General features: G+C 72.2%; 20 protein-coding genes. 17 read left to right on the forward strand and 3 right to left on the reverse strand.

Annotated elements, in window-relative coordinates; all coding sequences use genetic code 11:
- Positions 1–48 precede the first annotated feature (48 nt).
- The 6 genes from DER29_RS28495 to DER29_RS28520 all read left to right on the forward strand — a co-directional run bounded on the left by DER29_RS28495 (position 49) and on the right by DER29_RS28520 (position 6,480).
- Complete coding sequence (locus DER29_RS28495; protein ID WP_233600192.1) at positions 49–1,590, forward strand: prenyltransferase/squalene oxidase repeat-containing protein; 1,542 nt, start codon at positions 49–51, stop codon at positions 1,588–1,590.
- 124 nt (positions 1,591–1,714) lie between these two features.
- Positions 1,715–4,300, forward strand: a complete 2,586-nt coding sequence (locus tag DER29_RS28500; RefSeq protein WP_121400718.1) for a nitrate- and nitrite sensing domain-containing protein — start codon at positions 1,715–1,717, stop codon at positions 4,298–4,300.
- Positions 4,301–4,390: 90 nt separating this feature from the next.
- The gene (locus tag DER29_RS28505) at positions 4,391–4,813 is read left to right on the forward strand and encodes a roadblock/LC7 domain-containing protein (protein WP_091629996.1); all 423 of its coding nucleotides are present in this window, start codon (positions 4,391–4,393) and stop codon (positions 4,811–4,813) included.
- A gap of 5 nt (positions 4,814–4,818) precedes the next feature.
- Complete coding sequence (locus DER29_RS28510) at positions 4,819–5,205, forward strand: DUF742 domain-containing protein (RefSeq protein ID WP_121400719.1); 387 nt, start codon at positions 4,819–4,821, stop codon at positions 5,203–5,205.
- Complete coding sequence (locus tag DER29_RS28515; RefSeq protein ID WP_121400720.1) at positions 5,186–5,797, forward strand: ATP/GTP-binding protein; 612 nt, start codon at positions 5,186–5,188, stop codon at positions 5,795–5,797. The genes DER29_RS28510 and DER29_RS28515 overlap by 20 nt, the downstream gene beginning before the upstream one ends.
- 287 nt (positions 5,798–6,084) lie before the next feature.
- On the forward strand, positions 6,085–6,480 hold the full coding sequence (locus tag DER29_RS28520) for a hypothetical protein (RefSeq protein ID WP_233600193.1): 396 nt from the start codon (positions 6,085–6,087) through the stop codon (positions 6,478–6,480).
- 51 nt (positions 6,481–6,531) lie between these two features.
- Here DER29_RS28520 and DER29_RS28525 read toward each other — a convergent pair whose 3' ends face one another.
- Positions 6,532–9,387: an aconitate hydratase gene (locus DER29_RS28525; protein WP_121400722.1), complete on the reverse strand. Its 2,856-nt coding sequence runs from the start codon at positions 9,385–9,387 to the stop codon at positions 6,532–6,534.
- A gap of 159 nt (positions 9,388–9,546) precedes the next feature.
- On the opposite strand from DER29_RS28525, the gene DER29_RS28530 reads away from it, so the two are divergent.
- Positions 9,547–9,903: a VOC family protein gene (locus DER29_RS28530; RefSeq protein WP_121400723.1), complete on the forward strand. Its 357-nt coding sequence runs from the start codon at positions 9,547–9,549 to the stop codon at positions 9,901–9,903.
- A 256-nt stretch (positions 9,904–10,159) separates the two neighbouring features.
- On the opposite strand, the gene DER29_RS28535 is transcribed toward DER29_RS28530, so the two are convergent.
- Positions 10,160–10,813 (reverse strand): C39 family peptidase, encoded by a 654-nt coding sequence (locus tag DER29_RS28535; protein ID WP_121400724.1) that lies wholly within the window; start codon positions 10,811–10,813, stop codon positions 10,160–10,162.
- Positions 10,814–11,380: 567 nt separating this feature from the next.
- Between DER29_RS28535 and DER29_RS28540 the strand changes: the two genes are divergently transcribed.
- Positions 11,381–11,815, forward strand: a complete 435-nt coding sequence (locus tag DER29_RS28540; RefSeq protein ID WP_121400935.1) for an ArsC/Spx/MgsR family protein — start codon at positions 11,381–11,383, stop codon at positions 11,813–11,815.
- A gap of 74 nt (positions 11,816–11,889) precedes the next feature.
- Positions 11,890–13,560: a right-handed parallel beta-helix repeat-containing protein gene (locus DER29_RS28545; protein ID WP_121400725.1), complete on the forward strand. Its 1,671-nt coding sequence runs from the start codon at positions 11,890–11,892 to the stop codon at positions 13,558–13,560.
- 10 nt (positions 13,561–13,570) lie between these two features.
- Here DER29_RS28545 and DER29_RS28550 read toward each other — a convergent pair whose 3' ends face one another.
- Positions 13,571–13,753, reverse strand: a complete 183-nt coding sequence (locus DER29_RS28550; RefSeq protein WP_091630004.1) for a hypothetical protein — start codon at positions 13,751–13,753, stop codon at positions 13,571–13,573.
- Between the two features lie 19 nt (positions 13,754–13,772).
- On the opposite strand from DER29_RS28550, the gene DER29_RS28555 reads away from it, so the two are divergent.
- From DER29_RS28555 to DER29_RS35650, 8 genes are all read left to right on the forward strand, one after another.
- Positions 13,773–14,489 carry a hypothetical protein gene (locus tag DER29_RS28555; protein ID WP_121400726.1) on the forward strand — a complete coding sequence of 239 codons (717 nt, stop codon included), beginning with the start codon at positions 13,773–13,775 and terminating at the stop codon, positions 14,487–14,489.
- A 37-nt stretch (positions 14,490–14,526) separates the two neighbouring features.
- Positions 14,527–14,916: a hypothetical protein gene (locus DER29_RS28560; RefSeq protein WP_121400727.1), complete on the forward strand. Its 390-nt coding sequence runs from the start codon at positions 14,527–14,529 to the stop codon at positions 14,914–14,916.
- A 134-nt stretch (positions 14,917–15,050) separates the two neighbouring features.
- Positions 15,051–15,737, forward strand: a complete 687-nt coding sequence (locus DER29_RS28565) for a cellulose binding domain-containing protein (RefSeq protein ID WP_121400728.1) — start codon at positions 15,051–15,053, stop codon at positions 15,735–15,737.
- Positions 15,738–15,888: 151 nt separating this feature from the next.
- Positions 15,889–21,381, forward strand: a complete 5,493-nt coding sequence (gene pulA / locus DER29_RS28570; protein ID WP_121400729.1) for a pullulanase-type alpha-1,6-glucosidase — start codon at positions 15,889–15,891, stop codon at positions 21,379–21,381.
- Positions 21,382–21,634: 253 nt separating this feature from the next.
- Positions 21,635–22,312: a hypothetical protein gene (locus tag DER29_RS33960; protein ID WP_148710111.1), complete on the forward strand. Its 678-nt coding sequence runs from the start codon at positions 21,635–21,637 to the stop codon at positions 22,310–22,312.
- 58 nt (positions 22,313–22,370) lie between these two features.
- On the forward strand, positions 22,371–23,012 hold the full coding sequence (locus tag DER29_RS28585; RefSeq protein ID WP_233600194.1) for a class F sortase: 642 nt from the start codon (positions 22,371–22,373) through the stop codon (positions 23,010–23,012).
- A 324-nt stretch (positions 23,013–23,336) separates the two neighbouring features.
- Positions 23,337–23,669, forward strand: coding sequence for a hypothetical protein (locus tag DER29_RS28590; RefSeq protein ID WP_121400733.1), 333 nt, complete (start codon positions 23,337–23,339; stop codon positions 23,667–23,669).
- Between the two features lie 1,224 nt (positions 23,670–24,893).
- Positions 24,894–25,007 carry a hypothetical protein gene (locus tag DER29_RS35650; protein WP_233600228.1) on the forward strand — a complete coding sequence of 38 codons (114 nt, stop codon included), beginning with the start codon at positions 24,894–24,896 and terminating at the stop codon, positions 25,005–25,007.
- The last annotated feature ends 132 nt before the right edge of the window (positions 25,008–25,139 follow it).

The raw sequence follows: 25,139 nt of genomic DNA on the forward strand, positions 1-25,139 counted from the left end.
CGCGGTCCGGACAACTGCGGGAGCCTGGCCGGGGAGCTCGTCGACGCGATGGCGCGCAGACCGTGGGGAGAGGTTGCCCCCTCCGTCTACGAGACCGGCCGGCTGGTCGCCGTCGCGCCCCTGCTCGCCGGGCACGCCGAACGGGTCGCGTTCCTCCTCCGGCACCAGCGCGCCGACGGTGCGTGGGGACCCCCGGAGGGCTACGCGCTGGTGCCGACGTTGAGCGCCACGGACGCGCTGCTGGCGGCGCTGGCCGACGAGGGCCTGCCGGCGGACGCCCGCCCGGCTTCGGCCGCCGCGGTCGGGCGTGGACTGCGAGCCCTGTCCACCCTGCTCGCGGCGGGCTCCGCCGTGCCGGACACGCCCGCCGCCGACCTCATCGTGCCGGCCCTGGTTGAATCGATCAACGCGCGGACGTCCGGGCCGGACGCCGCCGTGCCGGTCACGCACCCGCTGAGCCTGCCCACCGGGACGGACCGTCGACGGTTGACCGCGGTCCGGGCGGCGCACGCCGCGGGCACCGAGCTGCACCCGAAACTGGCGCACTTCGGCGAGCTGCTCGACGGGACGGCCCAGCGGTGGCCGCGGCCGCGCGCCGCCGAGCCGACCACTGTCGGGGCCTCGCCAGCAGCTACCGCCGCGTGGCTGGCCACCGCCGGTCCGGACGCCGACGCGCCCGCGGCCCGCGTCTTCCTGGAGCGGCTGATCAGCGAGGGCGGCGGGCCGGTGCCCTGCCCCACGCCGATCACCGTCTTCGAGCGTGCCTGGGTCCTGAGTTGGCTGTCCCGGGCCGGCATCGGGGTGCGACCGCCGGAGGCGGTCCTCGCGGGCCTGGCCGACGCGGTCGGCCCCGCCGGTGCGGCCACCGGAGCGGGCCTGCTGCCCGACGCGGACACCACCGCCGTGACCCTGTACGCGCTCGGGCGCCTGGGCCGCCCGCTCGACCCGGCGAGTCTGTGGGGGTACGAGACGGCGGAGGGATTCTGCACCTGGCCGGGAGAGGACGGCTTCTCGGTCACCACGAACGCGCACGTGCTCGACGCCCTCGCGCAGCACGCCGCGCGTGATGCGGGCGCCGGCTCCCGACACCGCACCGCCATCGGCCGGCTGGCCCGGGTGCTCCGGGAGCGGCAGGAGGCCGATGGCAGTTGGCGCGACCGCTGGCACGCCTCGCCGTACTACGCCACCGCCTGCTGCGTGCTCGCGTTGGCCGAGTCCACCCCGGACGACGACAGCGTGGGCGCGGTCGGTCGGGCGGTGCGCTGGGTGCTGGCCAACCAACGCGACGACGGGTCGTGGGGCCGGTGGGGAGGCACCGCGGAGGAGACCGCCTACGCCCTGCACATCCTGCTGGCCGTCCCGTCGGACGTGCCGGCGGTGGCCGTCGCCGCCCGCCGGGCAAGCGCCTATCTGCGAGCGAACGTGCACCGACGCGAGCACCCACCACTGTGGTACGGCAAGGAGCTCTACTGTCCCACCACGATCGTCCGGTCGGTGGTGCTCGCCGCCTCCCACCTTGCCCGCAGTCGACTCGACATTCGACGCGGCGGTGCACATGTCATGACGGGACGGCAGAAATCAGCAACTTGAGGGTGCCATGTGGACACTGCTAGCGTACCCACTGCATTTGTCCCGCACGGCCCTCCGGCGGGACATCCGCGCTTCTACGATCTGCCGTTGATGACCTGAGTCAACGCCGGCCTGGGACGGTTCAATGCGTTCTCGCGGTACGAGTATCCGCACGAAGGTTATCGCTCTCCTGCTCTCCCTCGTGGCCCTCTGGATGTTCGCGGCCTGGGTGACCCTGCGGGACGGCTTCAATCTGCTCGGCGTCCAGATGCTCAACGCCAAGATCTACGTTCCCAGCGAGCCGTTGCTTCAGGAACTCCAGCTGGAACGCCGCCTGACCCAGGCGTACCTCAGCGACCCGGGGCCGGAGCAGCGGGCGGCGCTCGAGGCCGAACACCGCACGACGACGGAGTTGACGGCCGCCTTCACCAAGTTCGTGCGGCACTGGCAGGTCGACGTCGCCGGCGGCGACGCGTTGAGCAGGCAGCTCGACGAATCGGTGGCCCAGCTGGAGGCGCTGGGGGCGGTACGCGGCGCGGTACTCGATCGCGGCACCGACCGGATCTCCGCGGCGGACGCCTACACCCGTGCCATCGGCTCCATCTTCCAGATCTACGACGTCACCGGCAGCCTGGACGACAAGGAGCTGGCGGCGGACGCCGCGGCCCTCATCCAGCTCAACCGGATGAAGGAGCTGATCTCGCAACAGGACGCGCTGCTCAGCGGCCTGTTCGGCAGCGGCCGCATGAGTGGCCCGGAGTATGCCCGGTACACCACTCTCGTCGGCGCCGAGCGGTTCCTCGGCGACGAGACCAGGTCGAAGCTCTCCGCCGCCGACCAGCGGCGCTACCAGCAGCTCGTCGAGAGCGAGTCGTTCAAGCGCCTGCGCTCGGTCCAGGACGGCATCATCCGCGGCGGCCAACCGACGACGCAGCTGCCGGTGAGCCGGGACGAGTGGCGTAACACGGTCGACCAGGCGCTGGCCGAGGTCAACAGCACGGTGGTGGCGGGCGGCGACGGCATCGTGGGCCGGGCGTCCACCGTGGCCGCGATGGTGGTCGTGCGCCTCGTACTGGCCACCGGTCTGGGCCTGCTGGCGGTCATCGCCTCGATCGTCGTCTCCGTCACGACGACCCGAGCCCTGCTGCGGCAGCTGGAGCGGCTGCGCGAGGCCGCCTTCCGGCTCGCCGACGAGCGGCTGCCCGGCGTGGTCGAGCGGCTCGGCCACGGCGAGGAGGTCGACGTCGCCAAGGAGGCGCCTCCGCTGGAGTTCGGTGACGACGAGATCGGCCAGGTGGGCAGGGCGTTCAACGCCGTGCAGGAGACCGCCATCCGTACCGCCGTCGAGCAGGCCGAGCTGCGCCGCAACGTACGCGACGTCTTCCTCAGCCTGGCCCGGCGCACCCAGGCGCTGGTGCACCGCCAGCTCACCCTCCTCGACGCCATGGAGCGCCGCGAGCACGACGCCGAGGAGCTGGAGGACCTGTTCCGGGTCGACCACCTGGCCACCCGGATGCGGCGTAACGCCGAGAACCTCATCCTGCTCTCCGGCTCCACCCCGGGCCGCGCCTGGCGGCGCAACGTGCCGATGGTCGACGTCGTCCGCGGCGCCGTCGCCGAGGTCGAGGACTACACCCGGGTCAACGTGCTGCCCCTCGGCGCGGTCTCGCTCACCGGCCGCGCGGTCGGCGACGTCATCCACCTGCTCGCCGAGCTGATCGAGAACGGCCTGTCCTTCTCCCCGCCGCACACCTCGGTCGAGGTGCGCGGACAGATGGTGGCCAACGGCTTCGCCATCGAGGTCGAGGACCGTGGCCTGGGCATGAGCGAGGAGGACCTGGCCGCCGCGAACCACCGGATCGTCGACCAGTCCGAGCTGAACCTGGCCAACGCCTCCCGCCTGGGGCTCTACGTCGTCAGCCGGCTGACCGAGCGGCACGGCGTGCGGGTGCAGCTCAAGGAGTCCGCGTACGGCGGCACCACGGCCGTCGTGCTGATCCCGGCCGAGCTGGTCACCGCCGACGACGAGGACCCGAGCACCTCCGGCGGGTTCCGGGCCGGCCTGCCCGCCGCCGGCCCGGTGGCCGGCGCGTCCGGCCAGGCGCCGCCCGCCACGGCGCCGGTGGTGCTGGCCGAACCGCTCGTGTCCCGCCCCCGTTCGGCGCCGGACGCCGACGCCCCCGCCGCGGGGGACGCCGACGACGGTGGCGCTCTGCCGACCCGGTCGCGCGGCCGGAGCCTGCCGACGACCGGTCCGGCCCTCGACGCGCGGTTGCCCGTCCGGCCCCGTGGCGGCCCTGAGCAGCACGCCCTGGACGGCCCGACCTTCCCGACCGGCCTGCCGACGGCCGCCGCCCGGCCCACGCCGGCGCAGACGCCCGACGCGACGGAGCCGGCCGCACCGGAGGCGGACACCGGGTCCACGGCGACCGGCGGTCCGGCGCCGACGGCCCGCCAGGTGACGGCGCGTACCGACTCGGGGCTGCCGGTCCGGGTCCGGCAGGCCAGCATCGTGCCGGAGCTGCGCGACGATCCGGCAGCCGGCGGGGACGACGACGCGGACGACGACGCGGTGCGCCCGCCGGAGCAGGTACGCCGGATGATGAGCTCCTACCAGACCGGCACCCGGCGCGGCCGTACGGACGCCGCCCGGCTGCTCGGCGCAGCGGGCGACAGCCGAACCGAGGCCGGCGAGGAACCCGACGCCGGCGACGACCTGCAAGCGACCTGACCGGTGCCGGCACGGTGCGGGGGACCCCCGCACGTGGCGGTCAGCCGAGACGAGCACGGCGACAACAGCCGGGGGAGAAGAGGACGACGAGTGGCGCAGAAGACGGCTTCGAGTGCCGACCTGACGTGGTTGCTGGATGATCTGGTCGGCCGGGTGAAGCAGGCCGACCACGCGGTCGCGCTCTCGACGGACGGCCTGTTGATGGCCGCCTCGCGGGGGCTGGGCCGGGACGACGCGGAGCACCTGGCGGCCATGGCGGCCGGCATCCAGAGCCTGGCCCGGGGCGCCGGCAAGCGCTTCGGCGGCGGGCAGGTGCAGCAGACCATCATCGAGATGCAGTCGTCGTTCCTGTTCGTCACAGCGGCCGGGCGCAACGCCTGCCTCGCCGTCCTCGCCAGCGAGGACGCCGACGTGGGCCTGATCGCCTACGAGATGGCGATGCTGGTCACCCGCGTCGGCAAGTACGTGGCGTCGCCGTCGCGGACCGGCGAGCAGCAGACCGGCGAGAAGTAGCCGCGATGACGGTGCAGGGGGAGTCCTCGGAGCACCAGTGGGTCGACGACCATGCCGGCCCGGTCGTGCGCCCGTACGCGATGACGCGCGGCCGGGCCCGGCCGGTCACCGGCACGTTCGACCTGATCTCCCTGGTGACGGCGACCCGCGCGGACGTGACCCCGGAGGTCGGGCTGGGCCCGGAGCACCTGGCGATCGTCGGGCTCTGCCAGCGGATCCAGTCCGTCGCCGAGATCGCCGCCCACCTGGACCTGCCGGTGGGCACCATCCGGGTCCTGCTCGGTGACCTGGCGGCCCGCAGCCTGGTGCAGGTACGCGAACCGCACACCACAGCCGGCCTTCCCGACAACAGCGTTTTCGAGGCGGTAATCAATGGACTACGGGCACTCTGAGCGGCCGGCGGGAGCGACGCCACTGCCCACCGCGATCAAGATCCTCGTCGCGGGTGGCTTCGGCGTCGGCAAGACCACCATGGTCGGTGCGGTCAGCGAGACGCGCCCGCTGCGTACGGAGGAGGTGTTGACCGAGTCCGGCGTCGGCATCGACGACCTCTCCGGGGTGGAGAGCAAGACGACCACCACCGTGGCGATGGACTTCGGCCGCATCACCATCAGCGACGACCTGGTGCTCTACCTCTTCGGCACCCCCGGCCAGGACCGGTTCTGGTTCGTCTGGGACGAACTGGCGCTCGGTGCGCTCGGCGCGGTGGTGCTGGCGGACACCCGGCGGCTGGCCGACTGCTTCCCCTCCATCGACTACTTCGAGGGCAGGGGCACGCCGTTCGTGGTGGCGGTCAACTGCTTCGAGGGGGCCCGGCAGTACCGGCTCGACGAGGTGCAGGCGGCGCTCAACCTCGACCCGGGGGTGCCGGTGCTGCTCTGCGACGCGCGGCAGCGGGAGTCCAGCAAGGAGGTGCTCATCACGCTGATGGAGCACGCCATGAAGACCCGCGAGGCCCGCCGCCGCGCCGCCGCAGCCGAGTAACCGGACCACCGCACCGCACCGCACCGCCACCACCGTCGCGTTGCAGCCGCTCCGGTGCGCAGCCGCTGTTGCGCGGTAGCCGCCGTTGCGGCTGCCTCGCGTCGCTGCTCCGTCCTGCTGCCCGCTGCCCGCTGCGTTGCGCCTTCTTTCGCGTTGCTGCCTGCTGCGTCGGGTGTTCCGGTGCCCTGTCGAGATCTTGGTAGGTAACGGCCACTCTAGGGGCGCTCGCGTACCAAGATCTCGGGCGTGAACCGGTGCCAGGGCACCGATGAGTGGCAGCGCGGCCGTTGGGTGCCAGTGCGCCCGTTGGCGGGGCGGGTCGAGGGGGCTTCGACAACAGCCGACAGCGGCACCCCCGGGTCCGCTTCGGCGAGCCGGTGCACGTCTACAACAACTACTTCCTCGGCAACGCCCTCTACGGCGTGGCGTCGACGGAGAACGCCGGCGTGCTGGCGGAGGGGAACTACTTCCGCGACGTGCCGTACCCGATGTGGTCGGCGAGCGGCTACGCCGACAGTGGACCCGGCCGGGCGGTGCAGCGCCACAACGTGTACGTCGGCTCCGGCACGGCGGAGACGAACGGCACCGTGGTCGAGCCGCGCACGTACTACCCGTACACCCTCGACCCGGCGGCGGACGTGCCCGCCCTGGTCCTCGCGGGCGCCGGCACCGGCCGCATCTGAGCGGACACGCGAGGGGCCCCTGCCGACGGCAGGGGCCCCTCGTCCGTGTCGTCAGCTGGCGATCATGCGACGCAGCACGTACTGCAGGATGCCGCCGTGCCGGTAGTAGTCCGCCTCGCCCGGGGTGTCGATCCGGACCACCGCGTCGAACTCGACGCCGGTGTCGGTGCTGACCTTGACCGTACGCGGGGTCTCGCCGTCGTTCAGCGCGGTCACACCGGTGATGGAGAACGTCTCCGTGCCGGTGAGCCCGAGCGACTCGGCGGTCTCGCCGGCCGGGAACTGCAGCGGGAGCACGCCCATGCCGATCAGGTTCGAGCGGTGGATCCGCTCGTACGACTCGGCGATGACCGCCCGGACGCCGAGCAGCATGGTGCCCTTGGCCGCCCAGTCGCGCGACGAGCCGGAACCGTACTCCTTGCCGGCCAGCACGACCAGCGGGATGCCCGCCTCCTGGTAGGCCACCGAGGCGTCGTAGATCGAGGTCTGCTCGCCGGTCAGGTGGTTGACCGTGAAGCCGCCCTCGACGCCGGGGACCAGCTGGTTGCGCAGCCGGATGTTGGCGAAGGTGCCCCGGATCATCACCTCGTGGTTGCCCCGGCGCGAGCCGTACGAGTTGAACTCGTGCCGCGGCACGCCGTGCTCGGCGAGGTACGTCCCGGCGGGCGAGTCGGCCTTGATTGAACCGGCCGGCGAGATGTGGTCGGTGGTCACCGAGTCGCCCAGCTTGGCCAGCACCCGGGCGTCGGTGATGTCGACGACCGCCTTCGGCTCCCGCTCCATGCCCTCGAAGTACGGGGGCTTGCGGACATAGGTGGACTCTTGCGCCCAGGCGAACGTGTCGCCGGTCGGGGTGGGCAGCGACTGCCAGCGCTCGTCACCGGCGAAGACGTCGGAGTACGCGGCACTGAAGCCGGTGGCGCCGATCGCCGAGGCGATGACGTCCTGGATCTCGGCGCTGTTGGGCCAGATGTCCCGCAGGAACACCGGGTTGCCCTCGCTGTCCTCGCCGATCGGCTCGTTGGCCAGGTCGATGTCCATCGTGCCGGCCAGCGCGTACGCGACCACCAGCGGCGGGGACGCCAGGTAGTTCATCTTGACGTCCGGGTTGATCCGGCCCTCGAAGTTGCGGTTGCCGGAGAGCACGGAGACGACGGCCAGGTCTGCCTCGTTGACCGCGGCCGAGACCTCCTCCGGCAGCGGGCCGGAGTTGCCGATGCAGGTGGTGCAGCCGTAGCCGACCAGGTGGAAGCCGAGCTTCTCCAGGTAGGGCGTGAGGCCGGCCCGCTCGTAGTAGTCCATGACGACCTTGGAACCCGGAGCCAGGGTGGTCTTCACCCACGGCTTGCGGGTCAGGCCCTTGTCGACCGCGTTGCGGGCCAGCAGGGCCGCGCCGATCATCACCTGCGGGTTGGAGGTGTTGGTGCAGGAGGTGATCGCCGCGATCACCACGGCGCCGTGGTCCAGCTCGTACTCGACGCCGTCGGCGCTGGTGACCCGGGTCGGGTTGCTGGCGCGCCCGCCGGAGCCGACCGCCGCCGTCGCCAGGTCGCGCGGCGCGTCGGCCGGGTCGCTGACCCCGTTGGCCGGGGAGTCGCTGGCCGGGAAGGACTCGGCGCTCGCCTCGTCGGCGTGGCCCTGCACGCCGAACGGCTTCTCCTGCTGCGGCACGCCCGACTTGCGGCCACGGTCGCCGCCGGTCTCGTCGGCGGCCACGTAGTCGGTCAGCGCCGAACGGAACAGCGTCTTGGCGTTGCCCAGCGGGACCCGGTCCTGCGGGCGCTTCGGGCCGGCCAGGGACGGCTCGATCGTGCCCAGGTCCAGCTCCAAGCGCTCCGAGTAGTCCGGCTCGGCGTCCGGGTCGTGCCAGAGGCCCTGCTCCTTGGCGTACGCCTCGACGAGCGCGACCTGCGCGGCGTCCCGGCCGGTCAGCTCCAGGTAGCGGACGGTCTCGGCGTCGATCGGGAAGATCGCGACGGTGGAGCCGTACTCCGGGGACATGTTGCCGATGGTGGCCCGGTTGGCCAGCGGCACGGCGCCCACGCCCGGGCCGTAGAACTCGACGAACTTGCCCACCACGCCGTGCTTGCGCAGCATCTCGGTGATGGTGAGCACCAGGTCGGTGGCGGTGGTGCCGGCCGGCATCTCGCCGGAGAGCTTGAAGCCCACCACGCGCGGGATCAGCATGCTGACCGGCTGGCCGAGCATCGCGGCCTCGGCCTCGATGCCGCCGACGCCCCAGCCGAGCACGCCCAGGCCGTTGACCATCGTGGTGTGCGAGTCGGTGCCGACCACCGTGTCCGGGTACGCCTGGCCGTTGCGCTCCATGATCGTACGGGCCAGGTACTCGATGTTGACCTGGTGCACGATGCCCGTGCCCGGCGGGACGACCTTGAACTCGTTGAACGCGGTCTGGCCCCAGCGCAGGAACTGGTAGCGCTCCTTGTTGCGCTCGTACTCCAGCTCGACGTTGCGCTCGAAGGCGTCCTCGCGACCGAACAGGTCGGCGATGACGGAGTGGTCGATGACCAGCTCGGCCGGGGCGAGCGGGTTCACCTTGGTGGCGTCGCCGCCCAGGTCCCGCACCGCCTCGCGCATGGTGGCCAGGTCGACCACGCAGGGCACGCCGGTGAAGTCCTGCATCAGCACCCGCGCCGGGGTGAACTGGATCTCGACGCTCGGGTCGGCGTCGGATTCCCAGGCCCCGAGCTGCCGGATGTGGTCGGCGGTGATGTTCGCGCCGTCCTCGGTCCGGAGCAGGTTCTCCAGGAGGATCTTCAGGCTGTAGGGGAGCCGTTCGTGCCCCTCCACCTTGCTGATTTTGAAAATCTCGTAGCTCGCGTCTCCGACGCGTAGCTGGGTCTTCGCACCGAAGGTGTCGAGGCTCGCCACGTCGTACTCCTTCACACCAGCGACCGTGAGTAGTCCTGAGCAGTCTGTCGCACCGGTCGGGGTGCCGCCGTGGTTAGGGGACACTTACCGCCGATCTCGTCGTCAACAAAACCGTACGTCCGTCTTGCTAACTTCGCAACCTCGTGCCATCGTTCGGGACGAGGAGGTACCACCATGATCCATCACGTCCAGCTCGCCTGCCCACGCGGCTCCGAGGAGGCGTCGCGGGCCTTCTACGTCGGGGTGCTCGGCATGACCGAGAAGCCCAAACCGCCCGCGCTCGTGGCCCGCGGCGGCTGCTGGTTCACGGGGCACGGCGCGGAGCTGCACCTGGGCGTGGAGGACGGGTTCAGCCCCGCCCGCAAAGCCCACCCGGGCCTGCTGTGGCCGGACCTGGACGCGCTCGCCGCCCGGTTGGTCGCCGCCGGGTACCCGGTCACCTGGGGCGACGACGAGCTGCCCGGGATGCGCCGCTTCCACTCCCAGGACGCGCACGGCAACCGGCTGGAGTTCCTCGCCCCGGTCGACTGACCCGCCGCGCTCGGGCGCGCGGAACTGCCGACTCGGGGCGGCCGCCGGGCCTGCCCCGGGCTTGGCAGGACTCGGGCGGACGCTGGGCTCGGCAGGACTCGGGCGGACGCCCGGCCATGCCCCGGGCCCGGCCTTGCGGGGCGGTCCGGCGCTGGCCGGGCGGCGACAGCCGGGAGAGCCCTCGGTCATGGCGAAAGGGCCGGACCCCTGTGTGGGGTCCGGCCCTTGTCGTCTGGTGGTGCGGTGTTGTCGTCGGTCAGGCGGTGTAGCCGCGGGTGGCGATCCAGTCGGCCAGGTTGTCCACGCTCATCCGGTAGGAGGCCTGGTTCGGGTCGGCCGAGTCGGCGATGGTGACGGTCGCACCGTTGTCGCGGTAGCCGACGACGCTGATGTAGTGCCCGCCCTCGAAGGAGTGGGTGACTCCGTCGGTGTCGGTGGCGGTGCCGGCGATGTTGGCGACGACGGCGTGGCCTTCGTCGATGGCGGTGACGATGTCGGCGCGCAGCTTGTCGGTCTGCGTGTCGTCGGCCTTGGGGTCGCGGATCTCGACGGACTGGTAGGCGTCGGAGCCGGTCTCCTTGTTCAGTACGGGGGTGATGTCGTTGATGGAGTTGGTGCCGGCTTCGGTGGTGCCCATGCGCTGGGCCATGCCGTCGACGTCGATGTTCTTGCCCTGGACGCTGAGGGCGTTGCGGGCGGCGGCGGGGCCGCAGTAGTAGAAGTTGGGCTGGGCTTCGTAGCGCACGCCCAGCTCACGCTCGCCGTGCTTGCGGTCCTGGCTGACCGTCGTCGTGGGCTTGGCCTCGGCGGGGGCGGCGAAGGCGGTGGTGACGGGGCCGGCGATGGCGCCGCCGGTGAAGGCGAGCCCGGCAGCGGTCAGAGCGGTCTTACGCAGCATGTCGGTACGCATGATTCGTCTGCACCTTTCGATCGGGGGCACGCGACACACACCAAGGGGGGCGGGTGCGCCACGGGAAAGGAAAGGTCGAGATATCAAAGGGGGCCTGCGGCCGGAAGGGGCCGGCGGGCTCGTCCCTGCGGGGGATGTAACGACGCGGGTCCGGCCGGCATTCCGACCGTCGCCCCGGCCGCCGGGGCCCCGGGGGTTACGCGTTCACGATGGTTACAACGACCCGGGCCCCCGACCCATGCCGGCCGGGCCGGTGGCGCCCGCCACCGCAAATAGCCACAAACCGGATGGGCCGCTCGAACAGGCTGCCCCGAACCGGACATCCTGCCCCGAACCCACATCGGCTGGGGGTGACCGGTGCATTCGTCGGCCGGCACCCAGGGGCCGGCACGACGCCACGGACAGCGCGTCGAACGCCGCAGGGGGCAGGCGCGAGACGCGAGCGCATCGTGATCAGGATCCCATGGACGTCATCCGCCCGCTTTGCGGTCCCTGGCGTCCTGATCACGGTGGCGGAGCGTGGTGGGCAGAGCGGACGGAGGCGGGGCAGCTGCGACCATGGCCGGCATGGAGATCTGGAACAACCCGTCCTGCTCGAAGTGCGCCGCCGCCCGTACCGCGCTCGACGAGGCAGGGGTCGGCTACGCGCTGCGCCCCTACCTGGACCGGCCGCCGAGCGCGGCGGAGCTGACCGAGGTGCTGCGCCGGCTCGACGCGCGCCCCTGGGACGTCTGCCGCACGCAGGAGCCCGCCGCGGTGGCCCTCGGCATGGCCGACTGGCCGCGCGACGAGGCGGCCGAGCCGCGCTGGATCGAGGCGATGGTGGCCGCCCCCGAGCTGATCCAGCGGCCCCTGCTGCTGCTCGACGACGGCAGCGCGCTCGTGGGGCGTACCGCCGGGGCGCTGGCGGAGGCGGTGCGCCGCAGCGGCGCGACGCCCGGCACCGGCGCGGAGCCCGGCCCCCCGGCGACCGCGTCGGAGCGGCCCACGCCGGCCGGGTAGCGCGTTTCCGGACTGGCGCGGCGGGAATGCGCCCGTCGCAGGCGAACGACCGTACGTTGCAGAGGAGGGGTCGGATGCCGCGCCAGGGCCTTTCCACCGCCGCGCAGCGGCTCACCCCGGTCGCCGGCGCGCCCCTGTGGTGCGACGCGCGGGAGTTCGGGCTGCGCGGCGACGGCGTGACGAACGACCAGCCGGCGCTGTCGGCCCTGGTCGACCGCCTCGGCGAGGGCTACGCCGCCGACGGGCGGGCCCGGGTCATCTACTGCCCGCCGGGGATCTACTCGATCCGGGATGCCGGCACGGTGTGGCGCAGCGGGGTGTCGCTGATCGGCGCGGGACCGGGGACGACGCGGTTCCTGCTCAGCAACGAGGGAAACCGGGCGGACCCGACGCCGCTGGCGTTCTGGACCACGGTGCAGCACGGTGCGAGCCGCGACCGGCACATCGCCGACTGCACCTTCGCGGACTTCGAGATCGACGGCTCCGGCGTGGCGATGGTCGAGTACAACTACCTCGCCAAGGGGCTCGGCCTCCAGTACGTGGTGCGCGGCGTCTTCCGCAACCTCTACATCCACCACACCGGCGCCACCGGCCTCGGCTGCGACTTTCTCCAGGACAGCCTGATCGACGGCGTCGTCGTGGTCGGCTGCGGGCGGCTGGACAACGGCGAGGAGATGGGCGGCGCGGGCATCGGCGTCGGCATCGGCGGGTGGGGCGACGTGGAGCGCCTCACGATCGCCAACTGCACCGCCGTCGGCAACGGCACCAACGGGATCTTCCTCGAACTTCAGAAGGACTACTGGACGCCGCCGCGCGGCTACCGCATCATCGGCTGCCACAGCCAGGCGAACCGCTTCGGCATCTCCGACTGGGGCGCCGACGGCCTGATCGTTTCCGCCTGCACCCTGACCGGCAACCTGGAGGCGGGATTCGACGTCTCCGGCAACGGCACGGCGGGCGTCGCCGGCCGGGGCGGCATCGTCAGCGACTGCGTCATCGACCGCAACGTCCGCGACGGGATCAGCATGGGCAACACGCCCGGCCCGTACGCGGTGCGCGGGAACCGGATCAGCGCCAACGGCGCGCACGGCTACCACGAGCACGACCTGGGGCACGGCTACCGGGGCGCGGCGGCGGACGTGGTCGTCGACGGCAACGAGTTCTGGGACAACGGCCTGGACGCGATCCGGATCGACCGCCCGATGACCGACGCGATCGTGGTGAACAACCGGATCCGCAACAACGGCCGGCGGTGCGCCCCGGCCGCCACCGGCAGTGGCGAGTCGGTGCGCTACCACCACCGGTCCGTCACCGACCTCAGGGCGCACTGGCCGCACGACGGGCACCGGGGCAAGGCGGTGCGGGTCGGGTCACGCATCGCGGTGGTGGTGTCCAACACCGACACCGTCCTCACCCTCGCCGAGGTGCGGGCGGATGCCACCACCGGCTGGAACGAGGACACGCCGCCGCCCGGAGCGTCGTACGAACTGCCGGCGGCCCCGCCGATCCGGGCCGGCATCACCGTCAACGCGCCGTTCGATTCGGCGACCGTGCGGGGCAACCGGATCTGGGACCACCGCGACGAGCAGACCCAGACCTACGGGATCTGGATCACCCCGGCCGGCAGTTGCGTGTCCTGCCGCATCGAGGACAACGACCTCGCCGGCAACGCCGCCGGAGCCGTGCGGCTCGACACCCCGCCCGTCGGCGGGCGCTGGGAACGCAACCACCACGACGTCGACTGACGCCGGCGGCTCAGCGCGCGTCGTCGGCGGGCGCCGTCGCCTCCGCGTGCCGGTCGCGCAGCCGGGCCCGGATCTCCTCCGGGGTGTACGCCCGGCGCCGCCGTTCGGCCCGGGCGATGACCACGCCCGACGCCGCCACGCCGGCGAGGCCCGCGAGCCCGAGCACCTTCCACCACCGCATCCGTTGCCGCATCGGCCTAGGGTAGACCCCCATGAGCATCAGCCTGGACGAGGCCGTGGACCTGACCCGTACCGGCGACGTGTGGGTGTTCCGGGGCCGCAGCGTGCCCGACCGGGCCATCCAGTTCACCACCAACAGCCCGGTGAACCACGTCGGCATGGCGGTCGTGCTGGACGACATGCCGCCCCTGATGTGGCACGCCGAGCTGGGCAGGTCGCTGCCCGACATGTGGACAGGCACCCACCAGCGCGGGGTGCAGCTGCACGACCTGCGCGACGCGGTCTGCGTCTGGGCCAACCGGTACGGCCAGCGGGGCTGGCTGCGCCAGCTCGACCCGCCGGCCGACGCGGAGATGGAAGGGGCGGTGCTGCGCACCGTCGCGCGCCTGGACGGCACGCCGTTCCCGTCCACCGCCCAGCTCGCCTGGCGCTGGCTGCGGGGCCGGGTCCCGGCGGTGCGGCTGCCGGCCCTGCCCGGCCGGGTGGGGGACCGCCCCGGCGGCCCGGCGCCCGAGCGCCCCGGGGCGACCGCGCCCGACCGCGCCGGTGTCGCCGTGCGCGACCGTGCACTGGAGACGGCGTACTGCGCGGAGGTGGTTGCGGTGACCTACGAGGCGATGGGGCTGCTGCCGGCCGGGCGGCGTCCCAACTGGTACGACCCGGGCCGGTTCTGGAGCGGCGACGACCTCGGCCTCACGGGCGGCGCCCGGCTCGGGGCCGAGATCGAGGTGCGCATCCCGCTGCGCTGAGGTTTGGCCCGCCGTCCGGCCGGCAATTGCTGTCCCCGTGAGAGCCCCCACCGATCTGGACACGCTGACCGACTTCTTCGACCGGTACGGCGTGGCGCTGACCACCGGCGACGTGGCCGCCATCGCCGGCTGCTACGCCCTGCCCGGGATGGTGGTGGCCGACACGTACAGCTTCTCGTTTACCTCGCCGGCGGCAGTGGCACTGTCCTTCGTGGGCGCGGCCCCCGACTACCAGGAGCGCGAGCTGGTCGCGGCGCACGCGGCCATCGAGGACGTGCACCCGGTGTCGGCGCTGCTGACCATGGTGGCCGTGGAGTGGGAGTTCCTGGACAGCCACGGCCGGGCGGTGCCCGGCGAGCGCTACCGCTACCTGCTGCGGTCCACCGACGCCGGCCCGGTCATCTGCACGGTCCTGCGGACCGCCTGACCGCCGGCGGGACCGCGGCTCCCTCCGACGGCGGCGATCCCGCCGACGCGGTGCCGGTACGCGCCGCGCGCGGACGGTCGCACCAGGTCGCCACGGACCGCTACGCTGCCCCGGAGGACCGCGGGAGGAGAGGCATGTCCGGCACGCGCCGAACATCGAGCAAGTCCTACGGCACGACCGCCATCGCGTCCTCGCCGTGGATCGTGGTGTCCGTCGGCGTCGCGGTGATGGTGGTCCTGCTGGCCATCGCGCTCGGCACCTACCGGGGGCGCGGCCCCGCGTTCGACGCGCAACCCGGCCCGCCGCTGCCGACCGTCGGCCTGGCCGATCCGGAGCCGTCGGCGACCAGCCCGACGGCCACGCGCTCGCCCCGGGCGCCGGCCACGTCGTCCGGCCGCTCCACCGTCCGGCCCACCCCGACGCGGTCCACGCCCGCCCGCAGCAGCGCCCCGCCGTCCCCGACCCCGAGCGGGAGCGAGGAGACGGCGCTGGTCGCGCCGCCGTCGTCGTCCCCGCTGACGGGCCGGTACCGGGTGGTGGAGTCGTACGCGGACGGGTTCGTCGGGGAGGTGCTGGTCAGCAACGCGTCGTCGGCCGGCCGGGGCTGGACGGCGCGGCTGACCTTCCCGGGAGCGCGGCTGGGCAGCGCGTGGATCGAGGGCGCGCCACAGGGGACGGCGCAGCGGATCGACGACGGCTTCACCTACCGCAGCGGCGGCGACCTGCCCGGGGGCGCGTCGGCCACGCTGCGGTTCTACGTCCAGGGCACGCAGAGCCGCCCGGCGAGCTGCACGGTCGAGGGCGGCGCCTGCCGCGTCTAGCCCACCCTCTTTCCGTACGGCCCGGCGCGAACCCGCCGGGCCGTTCCTTTTGCAAGCGTCCTGCCGTGTTACGACTTTGTTTGCAAGGTATTGCAGAACCTTTCGGCAAGAGCTAGCGTGCGGGCCAGTCAGCGACCAGAGGAAGGCGTCGATGAAACCCCCGCCGATACCGCGCAAGGCCCTGCTCGCCCTCGTCTCCCTGCTCACCCTCACCCTCGTCGGCACCCCGCTGGCCGTGCGCCAGCTCGGCGCCGACGCCCCCGACGGCACCGGCCCGCTGGTCACCACCGGCGCCGCGCAGTGGCGCACCGAACCCTCGGCGGAGGCGCTGCTCGCCGCCGGCAGCCGCCAGGCCCGCGCCGAGCAGTTCTACTTCGTCCTGCCGGACCGGTTCGCCAACGGCGACCGGCGCAACGACACCGGCGGCCTCACCGGGGACCGCCTCTCCACGGGCCTCGACCCGAAGGACAAGGGCTTCTACCACGGCGGCGACCTCAAGGGCGTCATGGACCGGCTCGACTACATCGAGGGGCTCGGCACCACGGCCATCTGGCTCGCGCCCATCTTCAAGAACCGCCCGGTGCAGGGCACCGGAGCCGACGTCTCCGCCGGCTACCACGGCTACTGGATCACCGACTTCACCCAGGTCGACCCGCACTTCGGCACTAAGGAGGACCTGAAGCGGCTGGTCGCGCTGGCGCACCGGCGGGGGATCAAGGTCTACCTCGACGTCATCGTCAACCACACCGCGGACGTCATCACCTACGCCGAGGACAAGTACAGCTACGTGGACAAGGCCACCTCCCCGTACACCGACGCGCAGGGGCGTCCCTTCGAGGACCGCAACTACGCCGACGGCAGCCGGGGCTTCCCGAAGGTGGACACCACGTCGTTCCCGTACACCCCGACGTTCGCGAACCCGGCCGACGCGAAGGTCAAGGTCCCGGCGTGGCTCAACGACCCGACGATGTACCACAACCGGGGCGACTCCACCTTCGCCGGGGAGAACAGCGAGTACGGCGACTTCTTCGGCCTCGACGACCTGTGGACCGAGCGCCCCGAGGTGGTGCGCGGCCTGACCAAGGTCTACTCCGACTGGGTGGCCTCCACCGGCGTCGACGGCTTCCGGCTGGACACCGTCAAGCACGCCAACCTCGAATTCTGGCCGCAGTTCAGCCAGGGCGTCGAGCGCGCCGCCGCCCGCGCCGGCAAGAAGGACTTCTTCATGTTCGGCGAGGTCTACAGCGCCGACCCGGAGATCACCTCGACGTACGTGCGGCGCGGCGGCCTGCCGGCCACCCTCGACTTCGCCTTCCAGGAGGCGGCGCGCGGCTACACCGCCGGCGACGGCTCCGCCAGGGCACTCGCCGACGTGTACGCCCGCGACGACCTCTACCGTGCCCGGGACACCGACGCGGGCCGGCTGACCACCTTCCTCGGCAACCACGACATGGGCCGGATCGGCTCGTTCATCGCCGGCGGCGGCACCGACCCGGCCACCCACCTGCGCCGCGACCAGCTCGCCCACGAGCTGATGTTCCTCACCCGCGGCCAGCCGGTCGTCTACTCCGGCGACGAGCAGGGCTTCACCGGCCCGGGCGGCGACAAGGACGCCCGGCAGGACATGTTCGCCTCGAAGACCCCCGACTACCTCGACGACGACCTGCTCGGCACCGACCGTACGCACGCCAGCGACCAGTTCGACCGCACCCACCCGCTCTACCGGGCCATCGCCGAGCTGGGCGCGTTGCGCCAGGCGCACCCGGCGCTGCGCGACGGCGTGCAGGTCGGCCGGTACGCCGCCGACGGCCCCGGCGTCTTCGCGTTCTCCCGGATCGACCCGAAGCAGCGCACCGAGTACGTCGTCGCGGTGAACAACGCCGCGACGGCGCAGACTGTCACCGTGGACACCTGGTCGGCCGGCGCCACCTTCACCGGCGTCTACGGCGCATCGGCCGCCCCGGTCGCCGGCGCGGACGGCAAGCTCACGCTGACCGTGCCGCCGCTGTCGGCAGTGGTGCACCGCGCCGGCACCCCGATCGCGTCGCCCGACGCCGCGCCCCGGATCACGATCACCGCCCCGGCGCCCGGCGAGCCCGTCGCCACGAAGGCCGCCGTCACCGCGCAGGTCACCGGCGACCCGCTGGCCACCGTCACCGTCGCCGCCCGGGTCGCCGGCGGCAGGTGGACGCTGCTCGGCAGCGCCGACCGGGCCCCGTACACGGTGCACCACGACCTGACCGGGCTGGCCGGCGGCACGAAGGTCGAGTACAAGGCCGTCGTCCGCGACGGGAAGGGCCGCACCGCGACCGCCCGGTCCACCGCGACCGTGGGCACCCCGGCGCAGTCCGCCTCCCGCGAGTGGGCCGTGGTGCACTACCAGCGCCCCGCCGGCGGCTACGACGACTGGGGTCTCTACGCCTGGGGCGACATCGACCCCGCGTACGCCACCGAGTGGCCCAAGGGCCAGCCGTTCGCCGGCGAGGACTCCTACGGCCGGTTCGCCTGGGTGAAGCTCAAGCCGGGCGCGAAGTCGGTCGGCTTCCTGGTGGTCGACAAGTCCGGGAACAAGGACGTGGAACAGGATCGGACGATCGACGTGACGAAGACCGGCGAGGTCTGGGTCAAGCAGGGCGACCCGGCGACGTACCCGAGCCGGCAGGCCGCCACCGGCGAACCCGACCCACCGGTGGAGGACGGCACCGCCCTCATCCACTACCGCCGCGCCGACGGCAACTACGACGGCTGGGGCCTGCACCTGTGGGACGGCGCCGCCAACCCGACGGACTGGGCCGCCCCGCTCGCCCCGGCCCGGATCGACGCCTTCGGCGCGGTTTTCCGGGTGCCGCTGGCCGCCGGGGCGACCGGGCTGAGCTACATCATCCACAAGGGCGACGAGAAGGACCTGCCGACCGACCAGCGGCTCGACCTCGCCGACGCCGGGCGCGAGGTGTGGCTGCTCGCCGGCACGCCCGGCCGGCTGCTGCCGTCCACCGCCTCCGGCGCCGCAGGCGACGTCGACATCACGAAGCAGAAGGCGCACTGGATCGACCGCTCCACCGTCGCCTGGCAGGCCGGGCCCACCGACGGCAGGACGTACGCCCTGGTCGCCGCCCCGGCCGGCGGGGTGACCGTCGCCGACGGCGAGCTGGTCGGGACGTACACGACGCTGCCATTGACCGCGCAGCGCAACGGGCTCACCGAGGCCCAGCGCGCGGCCTTCCCGCACCTGTGGGCGCACGGCGCCTTCACGCTCGACCGGCGGGACCTGGCGAAGGTCCCGGCGGCCCTGCGCGGGCAGCTCCTGGTGACCGAGCGGGACGCGGCGGGCGCCCTGCTCGCCGCGACCGGCGTGCAGATCCCCGGCGTGCTCGACGACGTCTACGCCCGGGCCACCGACGCGAGGCTCGGGCCGACCTTCGCCGGCGGGGTGCCGACGCTGGCCGTCTGGGCACCCACCGCCCGCACGGTCTCGCTCCAGCTCTTCGACTCGCCGACCGCGACGCCGAGGACCGTGGCGATGCGCCGGGACGACCGCACCGGCGTCTGGTCCGTGCGCGGCGCCCGCGACTGGACTGGCAGGTACTACCGGTACCAGGTCCAGGCGTGGCAGCCGGCGACGCAGAAGATGGCCACCGCCGCCGTGACCGACCCGTACTCGGTGGCGCTGGCGCCGGACTCCACGCACAGCCAGATCGTGGACCTGGCCGACCCGGCGCTCGCGCCAGCCGGGTGGGCCTCGCTGCGCAAGCCAGCGGCGGTGCCGTCGACGAAGGTGCAGATCTCCGAGCTGTCCGTGCGGGACTTCTCGATCGCCGACAGCACCGTGCCGGCAGAGCGGCGGGGCACCTACCTCGCCTTCACCGACCCGGGCACCGCCGGCATGAAGCACCTGAAGGCGCTCGGCGACGCCGGGGTGACCCACCTGCACCTGCTGCCCGCGTTCGACTTCGCCACGATCCCCGAGCGGCGCGCCGACCAGCGGCAGCCGGCCTGCGACCTGGCCGCGCTGCCGCCGGACTCCGAGCAGCAGCAGAAGTGCGTCGCGGCCGTGGCCGACACCGACGGCTACAACTGGGGGTACGACCCGCTGCACTACACCGTGCCGGAGGGCGGCTACGCCGTCGACCCGGTCGGCGCGAAGCGCACCGCCGAGTTCCGGCGGATGGTGGCCGGCGTCAACGGCGCCGGGCTGCGCGTGGTGATGGACGTCGTCTACAACCACACCTCGGCGGCGGGCGCCGACCCGAAGTCGGTGCTCGACCAGATCGTGCCCGGCTACTACCACCGGTTGCTGGACGACGGCAGCGTCGCCAACTCGACCTGCTGCGCCAACACCGCCCCCGAGCACGCCATGATGGGCAAGCTCGTGGTGGACTCGCTGGTCACCTGGGCCAAGGCGTACAAGGTGGACGGTTTCCGGTTCGACCTGATGGGCCACCACCCGAAGGCGAACATCGTGGCCGTCCGCGAGGCGCTCGACGAGCTGACCGTCGCCCGCGACGGCGTGGACGGGAAGAAGATCCTGCTCTACGGCGAGGGCTGGAACTTCGGCGAGGTCGCCGACGACGCCCGCTTCACGCAGGCCACCCAGGCCAACATGGCCGGCACCGGAATCGGCACGTTCAACGACCGGCTCCGCGACGCGGTACGCGGTGGCGGGCCGTTCGACGCCAACCCCCGGGTGCAGGGCTTCGCCTCCGGCCTGTTCACCGACCCCAACGGCGACGACGTGAACGGGTCCACGGCCGAGCAGCGGGCCCGCCTGCTGCACCAGCACGACCTGATCAAGGTGGGGCTCACCGGCAACCTGCGCGGATACCGGTTCACCGACTCGTCGGGCCGGCAGGTGACCGGCGCGCAGGTCGACTACAACGGCTCGCCCGCCGGCTACACCGCCGCGCCGGGGGAGGCGGTGACCTACGTCGACGCGCACGACAACGAGATCCTGTACGACGCGCTGGCGTACAAGCTGCCGCAGGACACCCCGGCGGCGGACCGGGCCCGGATGCAGGTGCTGGCGCTGAGCACGGTGGTGATGGGGCAGGGGCCCGGGTTCGTCACCACCGGCACCGAGCGGCTGCGCTCGAAGTCGCTGGACCGCAACTCGTACAACTCGGGTGACTGGTTCAACCAGATCCGCTGGGACTGCACCCAGGGCAACGGCTTCGGCGCCGGCCTGCCGCCCGAGCAGGACAACCGCGACAAGTGGCCGTACGCGAAGCCGCTGCTGGCCGACCCGGCGCTGGTGCCGGACTGCGCGGCGATCGACCTGGCCGACGCCCGCTATGCCGAACTGCTGAAGATCCGGGCCTCCTCGCCGGTCTTCGGGCTGACGACGGCGGAGCAGGTGCAGAAGCGGGTCGCCTTCCCGCTCTCCGGGGCGGGGGAGACCCCCGGCGTGCTCACGATGACGCTGGACGGTCGGGGCCTCGACGGGCGGTGGACGTCGGTGACGGTGGTCTTCAACGCCACCGGCGAGACGGCGACGCAGCGGCTGACCGGGCTGCGCGGGGCGGACGTCGCGCTGCACCCGGTGCTGCGCGACTCCGCGGACCCGGTGCTGCGTTCGGCGTCGTTCGACGCGGCGAGCGGCACGTTCCGGGTGCCGGCCCGCAGCGTGGCGGTCTTCGTCCAGCGCTGACTCGAACGCGGGTCGGCCCTCTCCCCTTCCAGGGGAGAGGGCCGGCCCTTCTGCGTCAGCCGATCGTTGCCGCTACCGACGCCGGGCGGACAGAACGGCCCTTATCCCCCAGAGGATGCAAACCGCCACTTACCGCGCCTTAAATCCTGAATGTTACGAAACCTGGAAAGTCCTCTCGTTCGGCATGAATCGGCCTAACGTTCGTCTTAGCTCGTCCTCCTGAGCGGACCAGAAGGGAATGAGGAACATGTCGATGAGGTTCTTGACCAAGCTCGCCGGCGGGATGGTGTTGGGCACCGCCGCGCTACTGCTCGCTGCGCCCGCCACCGCGCTCGCCGCGCCCGACGACGGGCCAACCAAGCAGCCCAAGGCCTCGACCCAGGGGCAGAAATCGAAGAAGTCAGACGACAAGCCCAAGACATTCGACCTGAAGGACAGGGACGGTAACGGGGTCACCTGTGCGACCACCAGGCAGATCAACGAGCAGAACATCTCCAATATCGTCAAGGACAACACCATCGAGGACAGCGTCGTCACCTTCAACTTGAGCGCCGCGCAGTCGGCGACGAACACCAGAACCCAGCAGCCCAACACCATCGTGGTCTGCATCCGCGACCTCGAGGTGGGGGTGGACGTGGAGACCGACCTGCTCGGCGACCTGCTCCGGATGGTCGAGGCGAGCCTCGGCCGGGCGGGGTCGCCGGTGGGCCAGCCTGCCGGCAACACCGCCGCGGCTGGCGGCGCGTACGCGGGTCCGGACGGAGCCTGGGTGCTCCCGAGCGCGGCTGGCGTCGCGGCCGGTGACGGTGGCGCGTTCTCCGACCCCAACACCGGTGTCTTGACGGCGACCGGTGCCGGCATGGTGGGCGTGGGCGTGCTCGGTGGCATCGCACTGCTGCGTCGGCGGTCGGCCAATGGCACTGTCGCCTAGGGCGGCCAGGAGCGCCAGCGGCCGCCACGGTTTCCCGTGGCGTGCCGCTGGCCTCGTCATGGTCGTCCTCGTCACGCTCACCGGAGCAGGATTGATCGTGCACGCGGCCACGGCATCCGATCCGGTCGGACCGCCACCACAGCCCGACCCCGCCGCCGCACCGCTGTCGCCGCTGGCGGACGAGCCCACCACACCAGATCCGGCGCCGAGCAGAGCCAACACGTCGCCGACGTTGGGCGGGATGCCGCGATCGCAACCCACCCGCATCAGGATCCCGCGGATCGGCGTTGACGCGCCGACGACTCCGCTCGGGCTGGACCGGAACCAGCAGATCGCGGTCCCGCCGTTCAATCAGCCCGATACGGCCGGGTGGTACAAGTTGGGACCGAGTCCCGGCGAGACCGGGACCGCGGTGGTGGTGGGCCACGTCGACTCCCGCGCCACCGGGCGAGCAGTCTTCTTTCGCCTGGGCTCGCTGAAACCGAAAGACGCCATCGAGTTGCTCCGCAAGGATGGCAAGAAGGCCCGGTTCATCGTCGACGGCGTGGCCCGCTACCCGAAGACCAAGCTCCCGCTGAAGCAGGTCTACGGTCACACCGGCAAGGCGCAACTCCGCGTGATCACCTGTGGTGGCGGCTACGACAAGGCAGCGAGGTCGTACAAGGACAACATCGTGGTGTTCGCGACGTTGGTGCCATGACCTCTTGACTCCTTGCCTCTCGTAGGTGGTGAGCTGCGAGGGACGGCCGCGTTGCGTGTGCGCAACCGCCGTGGATCGTGCCGGACGGGCTCTGGCAGCGCATCGAGCCGTTGCTGCCCAAACCACAGCGCAACCCACGGGGGCGTCCACGAAGCCTCCTCGCGTCACCACCTCCGACACGTTGCACGAGCTTCGTTAGGGCCCCCTATAGCAGCCAAAGGCATGTTCGCCTCAAAAACCTGAAAAGCGCTCCGAATGAACATGAAGCTCTCTTATGTTCGTACTGGCTCATCTTCCGGAGCCGACCAGAAGGGAGTGAGGGACATGTCGAAGAAGTTTCTGACCAAGCTCGCCGGAGGGGTGTTGCTGGGCAGCGCCGCACTGCTGCTCAGTGCGCCCGCCGCGGCGCTCGCCTCGTCCGACGGGGAGTACGGGGACTCCAGGGCGAAGGACCGCAACGGATTCGTGTGCGCGACCAACGAGCAGCTCAACGAGCTGATCGCCGCCAACATCATCAGCGACAACGACATCGAGGACAGCGAAGTCACCTTCGAGCAGTCCGTGGCGGTTGACGCGACGAACGAGAACCGGACTCAGCCCAACACCGTCATCGTCTGTATCCGCGACATCGACGTGGACGTGGACGTGGAGGACTAGGAGCTGCGGTGGCATCCCACCGCTGCGTCCTGGCCAGGAGCGCCAGCGGCGGTCACGGGTTTCCGTGGCGTGCCGCTGGCCTCTTCTTTTGTCGTACTTCTGATGCTCACCATGCCGGACAGATCCGGCTCCCGGCGACCGCTGGCCGCGAACGTGTGCACCACCTCCGCCGCCACGACCGAACCCTGTGCCACCGGGTCCTGTGGCACAGAAATCTGTGGAAGACCTGCTCGGTCGGCCAGCATCCGCCGATCCATACGGCGTTACGAGCCACCCGACTGAACCCTGAGCGGCTACCTGGCACGACAACTCATCCAGCCGGCCGTGTCACGCGCGCGCCGACACCGATCTGTTCACGGACGGCCTGAGGCCCGACATCGCCGGCAGCCCGGCCTCGGACCTGCGTGACGACCAGTATCAGGAGCTATCTGGCACCGGTCTCGGCGCCAACGTTCTCCTCAACCGGTACGGTATGCGCCGACTGCCTGGTGACGTGCCCCCGATCGCCGGCTGTCACGCCCTGCCTGGGCTGGTGGTGGCCGGCCCTCCGCGTCCCACCGACCGGACGGGTCGGTCCGGGTCGGCCGCGTTCCGCCCGGCCCGTCGGGTGGCTGACCTGGCGCGTCGGCTCCGGCGACGAGGTCATCGGCACCGCGGCCCAGCAGCTCGCGCGGCTGCTGGTCCAGCACGATCCGAGCAAAGTCGGGGCTGGCCGGCAACCTCGCCGGCCACCGGTTCACCGACTCCGTCCGAACACAGGTGACCGGCGTCCAGGTCGACTACAACGGCTTCGCCCGGCCGGTTCGCCGCCGCATCGGGAGAGGCGGTCACCGGCTGCCGCAGGCAACCTCGGGTCGGACCGGGCCCGGATGCAGGCGCTCGCGCTGCACACCCGTGACGGGCAGGGGACCGGCTTCGTCGCCGCCCGCACCGAGCGGCCGCGACGCCCGGTACGCCGAGCTGCTCAAGGATTCGTGCCTCCTGACCGGTGTTCGGGCTGCCCGCCGCGAAGCAGGTGCAGCAGCCGGCGCCTTCCCACTCAGCGGCGAGGCGTGGACCCACCGGCGCCGCTCACCAGGACGCTCGACGGTCGCGGCCCCGACGGGCGCCTGCAGTCCGTGACGGCTTTCAACGCCATCGCAAGCGTGGCGACGCAGCAGCTGACCGGGCTGCGCGCGGCGGACGTCGCGCTGCACCCCGGTGCTGCGGACCTCCGCCGACGAGGTGCTGCGGAAGGCCACGATCGACGCGGCCATCGGCACGTTCACCGTGCCGGCGCGGAGCGTCGCGGTCTCGTGCGGCAGTAGTACGGCAGTGGCCGGCCCCCTCACGCGGTGACCGCGGAAGGGGCCGGCTCGTCTCTCCTGGCGACGGTCCTCCGGCCCGCCGGGTCCGATCCGGTTGGACCGTTCCCGGCGGGCCGGAGGGGTTGCTTCAGCCGATGCCGTCAACGGTTCGGCTGTTCACTGC

The sequence above is a fragment of the Micromonospora sp. M71_S20 genome (assembly GCF_003664255.1).
In the GTDB taxonomy this organism is placed as follows: Bacteria; Actinomycetota; Actinomycetes; order Mycobacteriales; family Micromonosporaceae; genus Micromonospora.

What these genes read in the sequence shown, in the direction of transcription:
- DER29_RS28530 (WP_121400723.1), top strand. Translation starts at nt 9,547, where the DNA reads ATGATCCATCACGTCCAGCTCGCCTGCCCACGCGGCTCCGAGGAGGCG.
- DER29_RS28555 (WP_121400726.1), top strand. Translation starts at nt 13,773, where the DNA reads ATGAGCATCAGCCTGGACGAGGCCGTGGACCTGACCCGTACCGGCGAC.
- DER29_RS28545 (WP_121400725.1), top strand. Translation starts at nt 11,890, where the DNA reads ATGCCGCGCCAGGGCCTTTCCACCGCCGCGCAGCGGCTCACCCCGGTC.
- DER29_RS28565 (WP_121400728.1), top strand. Translation starts at nt 15,051, where the DNA reads ATGTCCGGCACGCGCCGAACATCGAGCAAGTCCTACGGCACGACCGCC.
- DER29_RS28590 (WP_121400733.1), top strand. Translation starts at nt 23,337, where the DNA reads ATGTCGAAGAAGTTTCTGACCAAGCTCGCCGGAGGGGTGTTGCTGGGC.
- DER29_RS28535 (WP_121400724.1), bottom strand. Translation starts at nt 10,813, where the DNA reads ATGCGTACCGACATGCTGCGTAAGACCGCTCTGACCGCTGCCGGGCTC.
- DER29_RS33960 (WP_148710111.1), top strand. Translation starts at nt 21,635, where the DNA reads ATGAGGTTCTTGACCAAGCTCGCCGGCGGGATGGTGTTGGGCACCGCC.
- DER29_RS28540 (WP_121400935.1), top strand. Translation starts at nt 11,381, where the DNA reads ATGGAGATCTGGAACAACCCGTCCTGCTCGAAGTGCGCCGCCGCCCGT.
- pulA (WP_121400729.1), top strand. Translation starts at nt 15,889, where the DNA reads ATGAAACCCCCGCCGATACCGCGCAAGGCCCTGCTCGCCCTCGTCTCC.
- DER29_RS28495 (WP_233600192.1), top strand. Translation starts at nt 49, where the DNA reads ATGGCGCGCAGACCGTGGGGAGAGGTTGCCCCCTCCGTCTACGAGACC.
- DER29_RS28515 (WP_121400720.1), top strand. Translation starts at nt 5,186, where the DNA reads ATGGACTACGGGCACTCTGAGCGGCCGGCGGGAGCGACGCCACTGCCC.
- DER29_RS28510 (WP_121400719.1), top strand. Translation starts at nt 4,819, where the DNA reads ATGACGGTGCAGGGGGAGTCCTCGGAGCACCAGTGGGTCGACGACCAT.
- DER29_RS28585 (WP_233600194.1), top strand. Translation starts at nt 22,371, where the DNA reads ATGGTCGTCCTCGTCACGCTCACCGGAGCAGGATTGATCGTGCACGCG.
- DER29_RS28550 (WP_091630004.1), bottom strand. Translation starts at nt 13,753, where the DNA reads ATGCGGCAACGGATGCGGTGGTGGAAGGTGCTCGGGCTCGCGGGCCTC.
- DER29_RS28500 (WP_121400718.1), top strand. Translation starts at nt 1,715, where the DNA reads ATGCGTTCTCGCGGTACGAGTATCCGCACGAAGGTTATCGCTCTCCTG.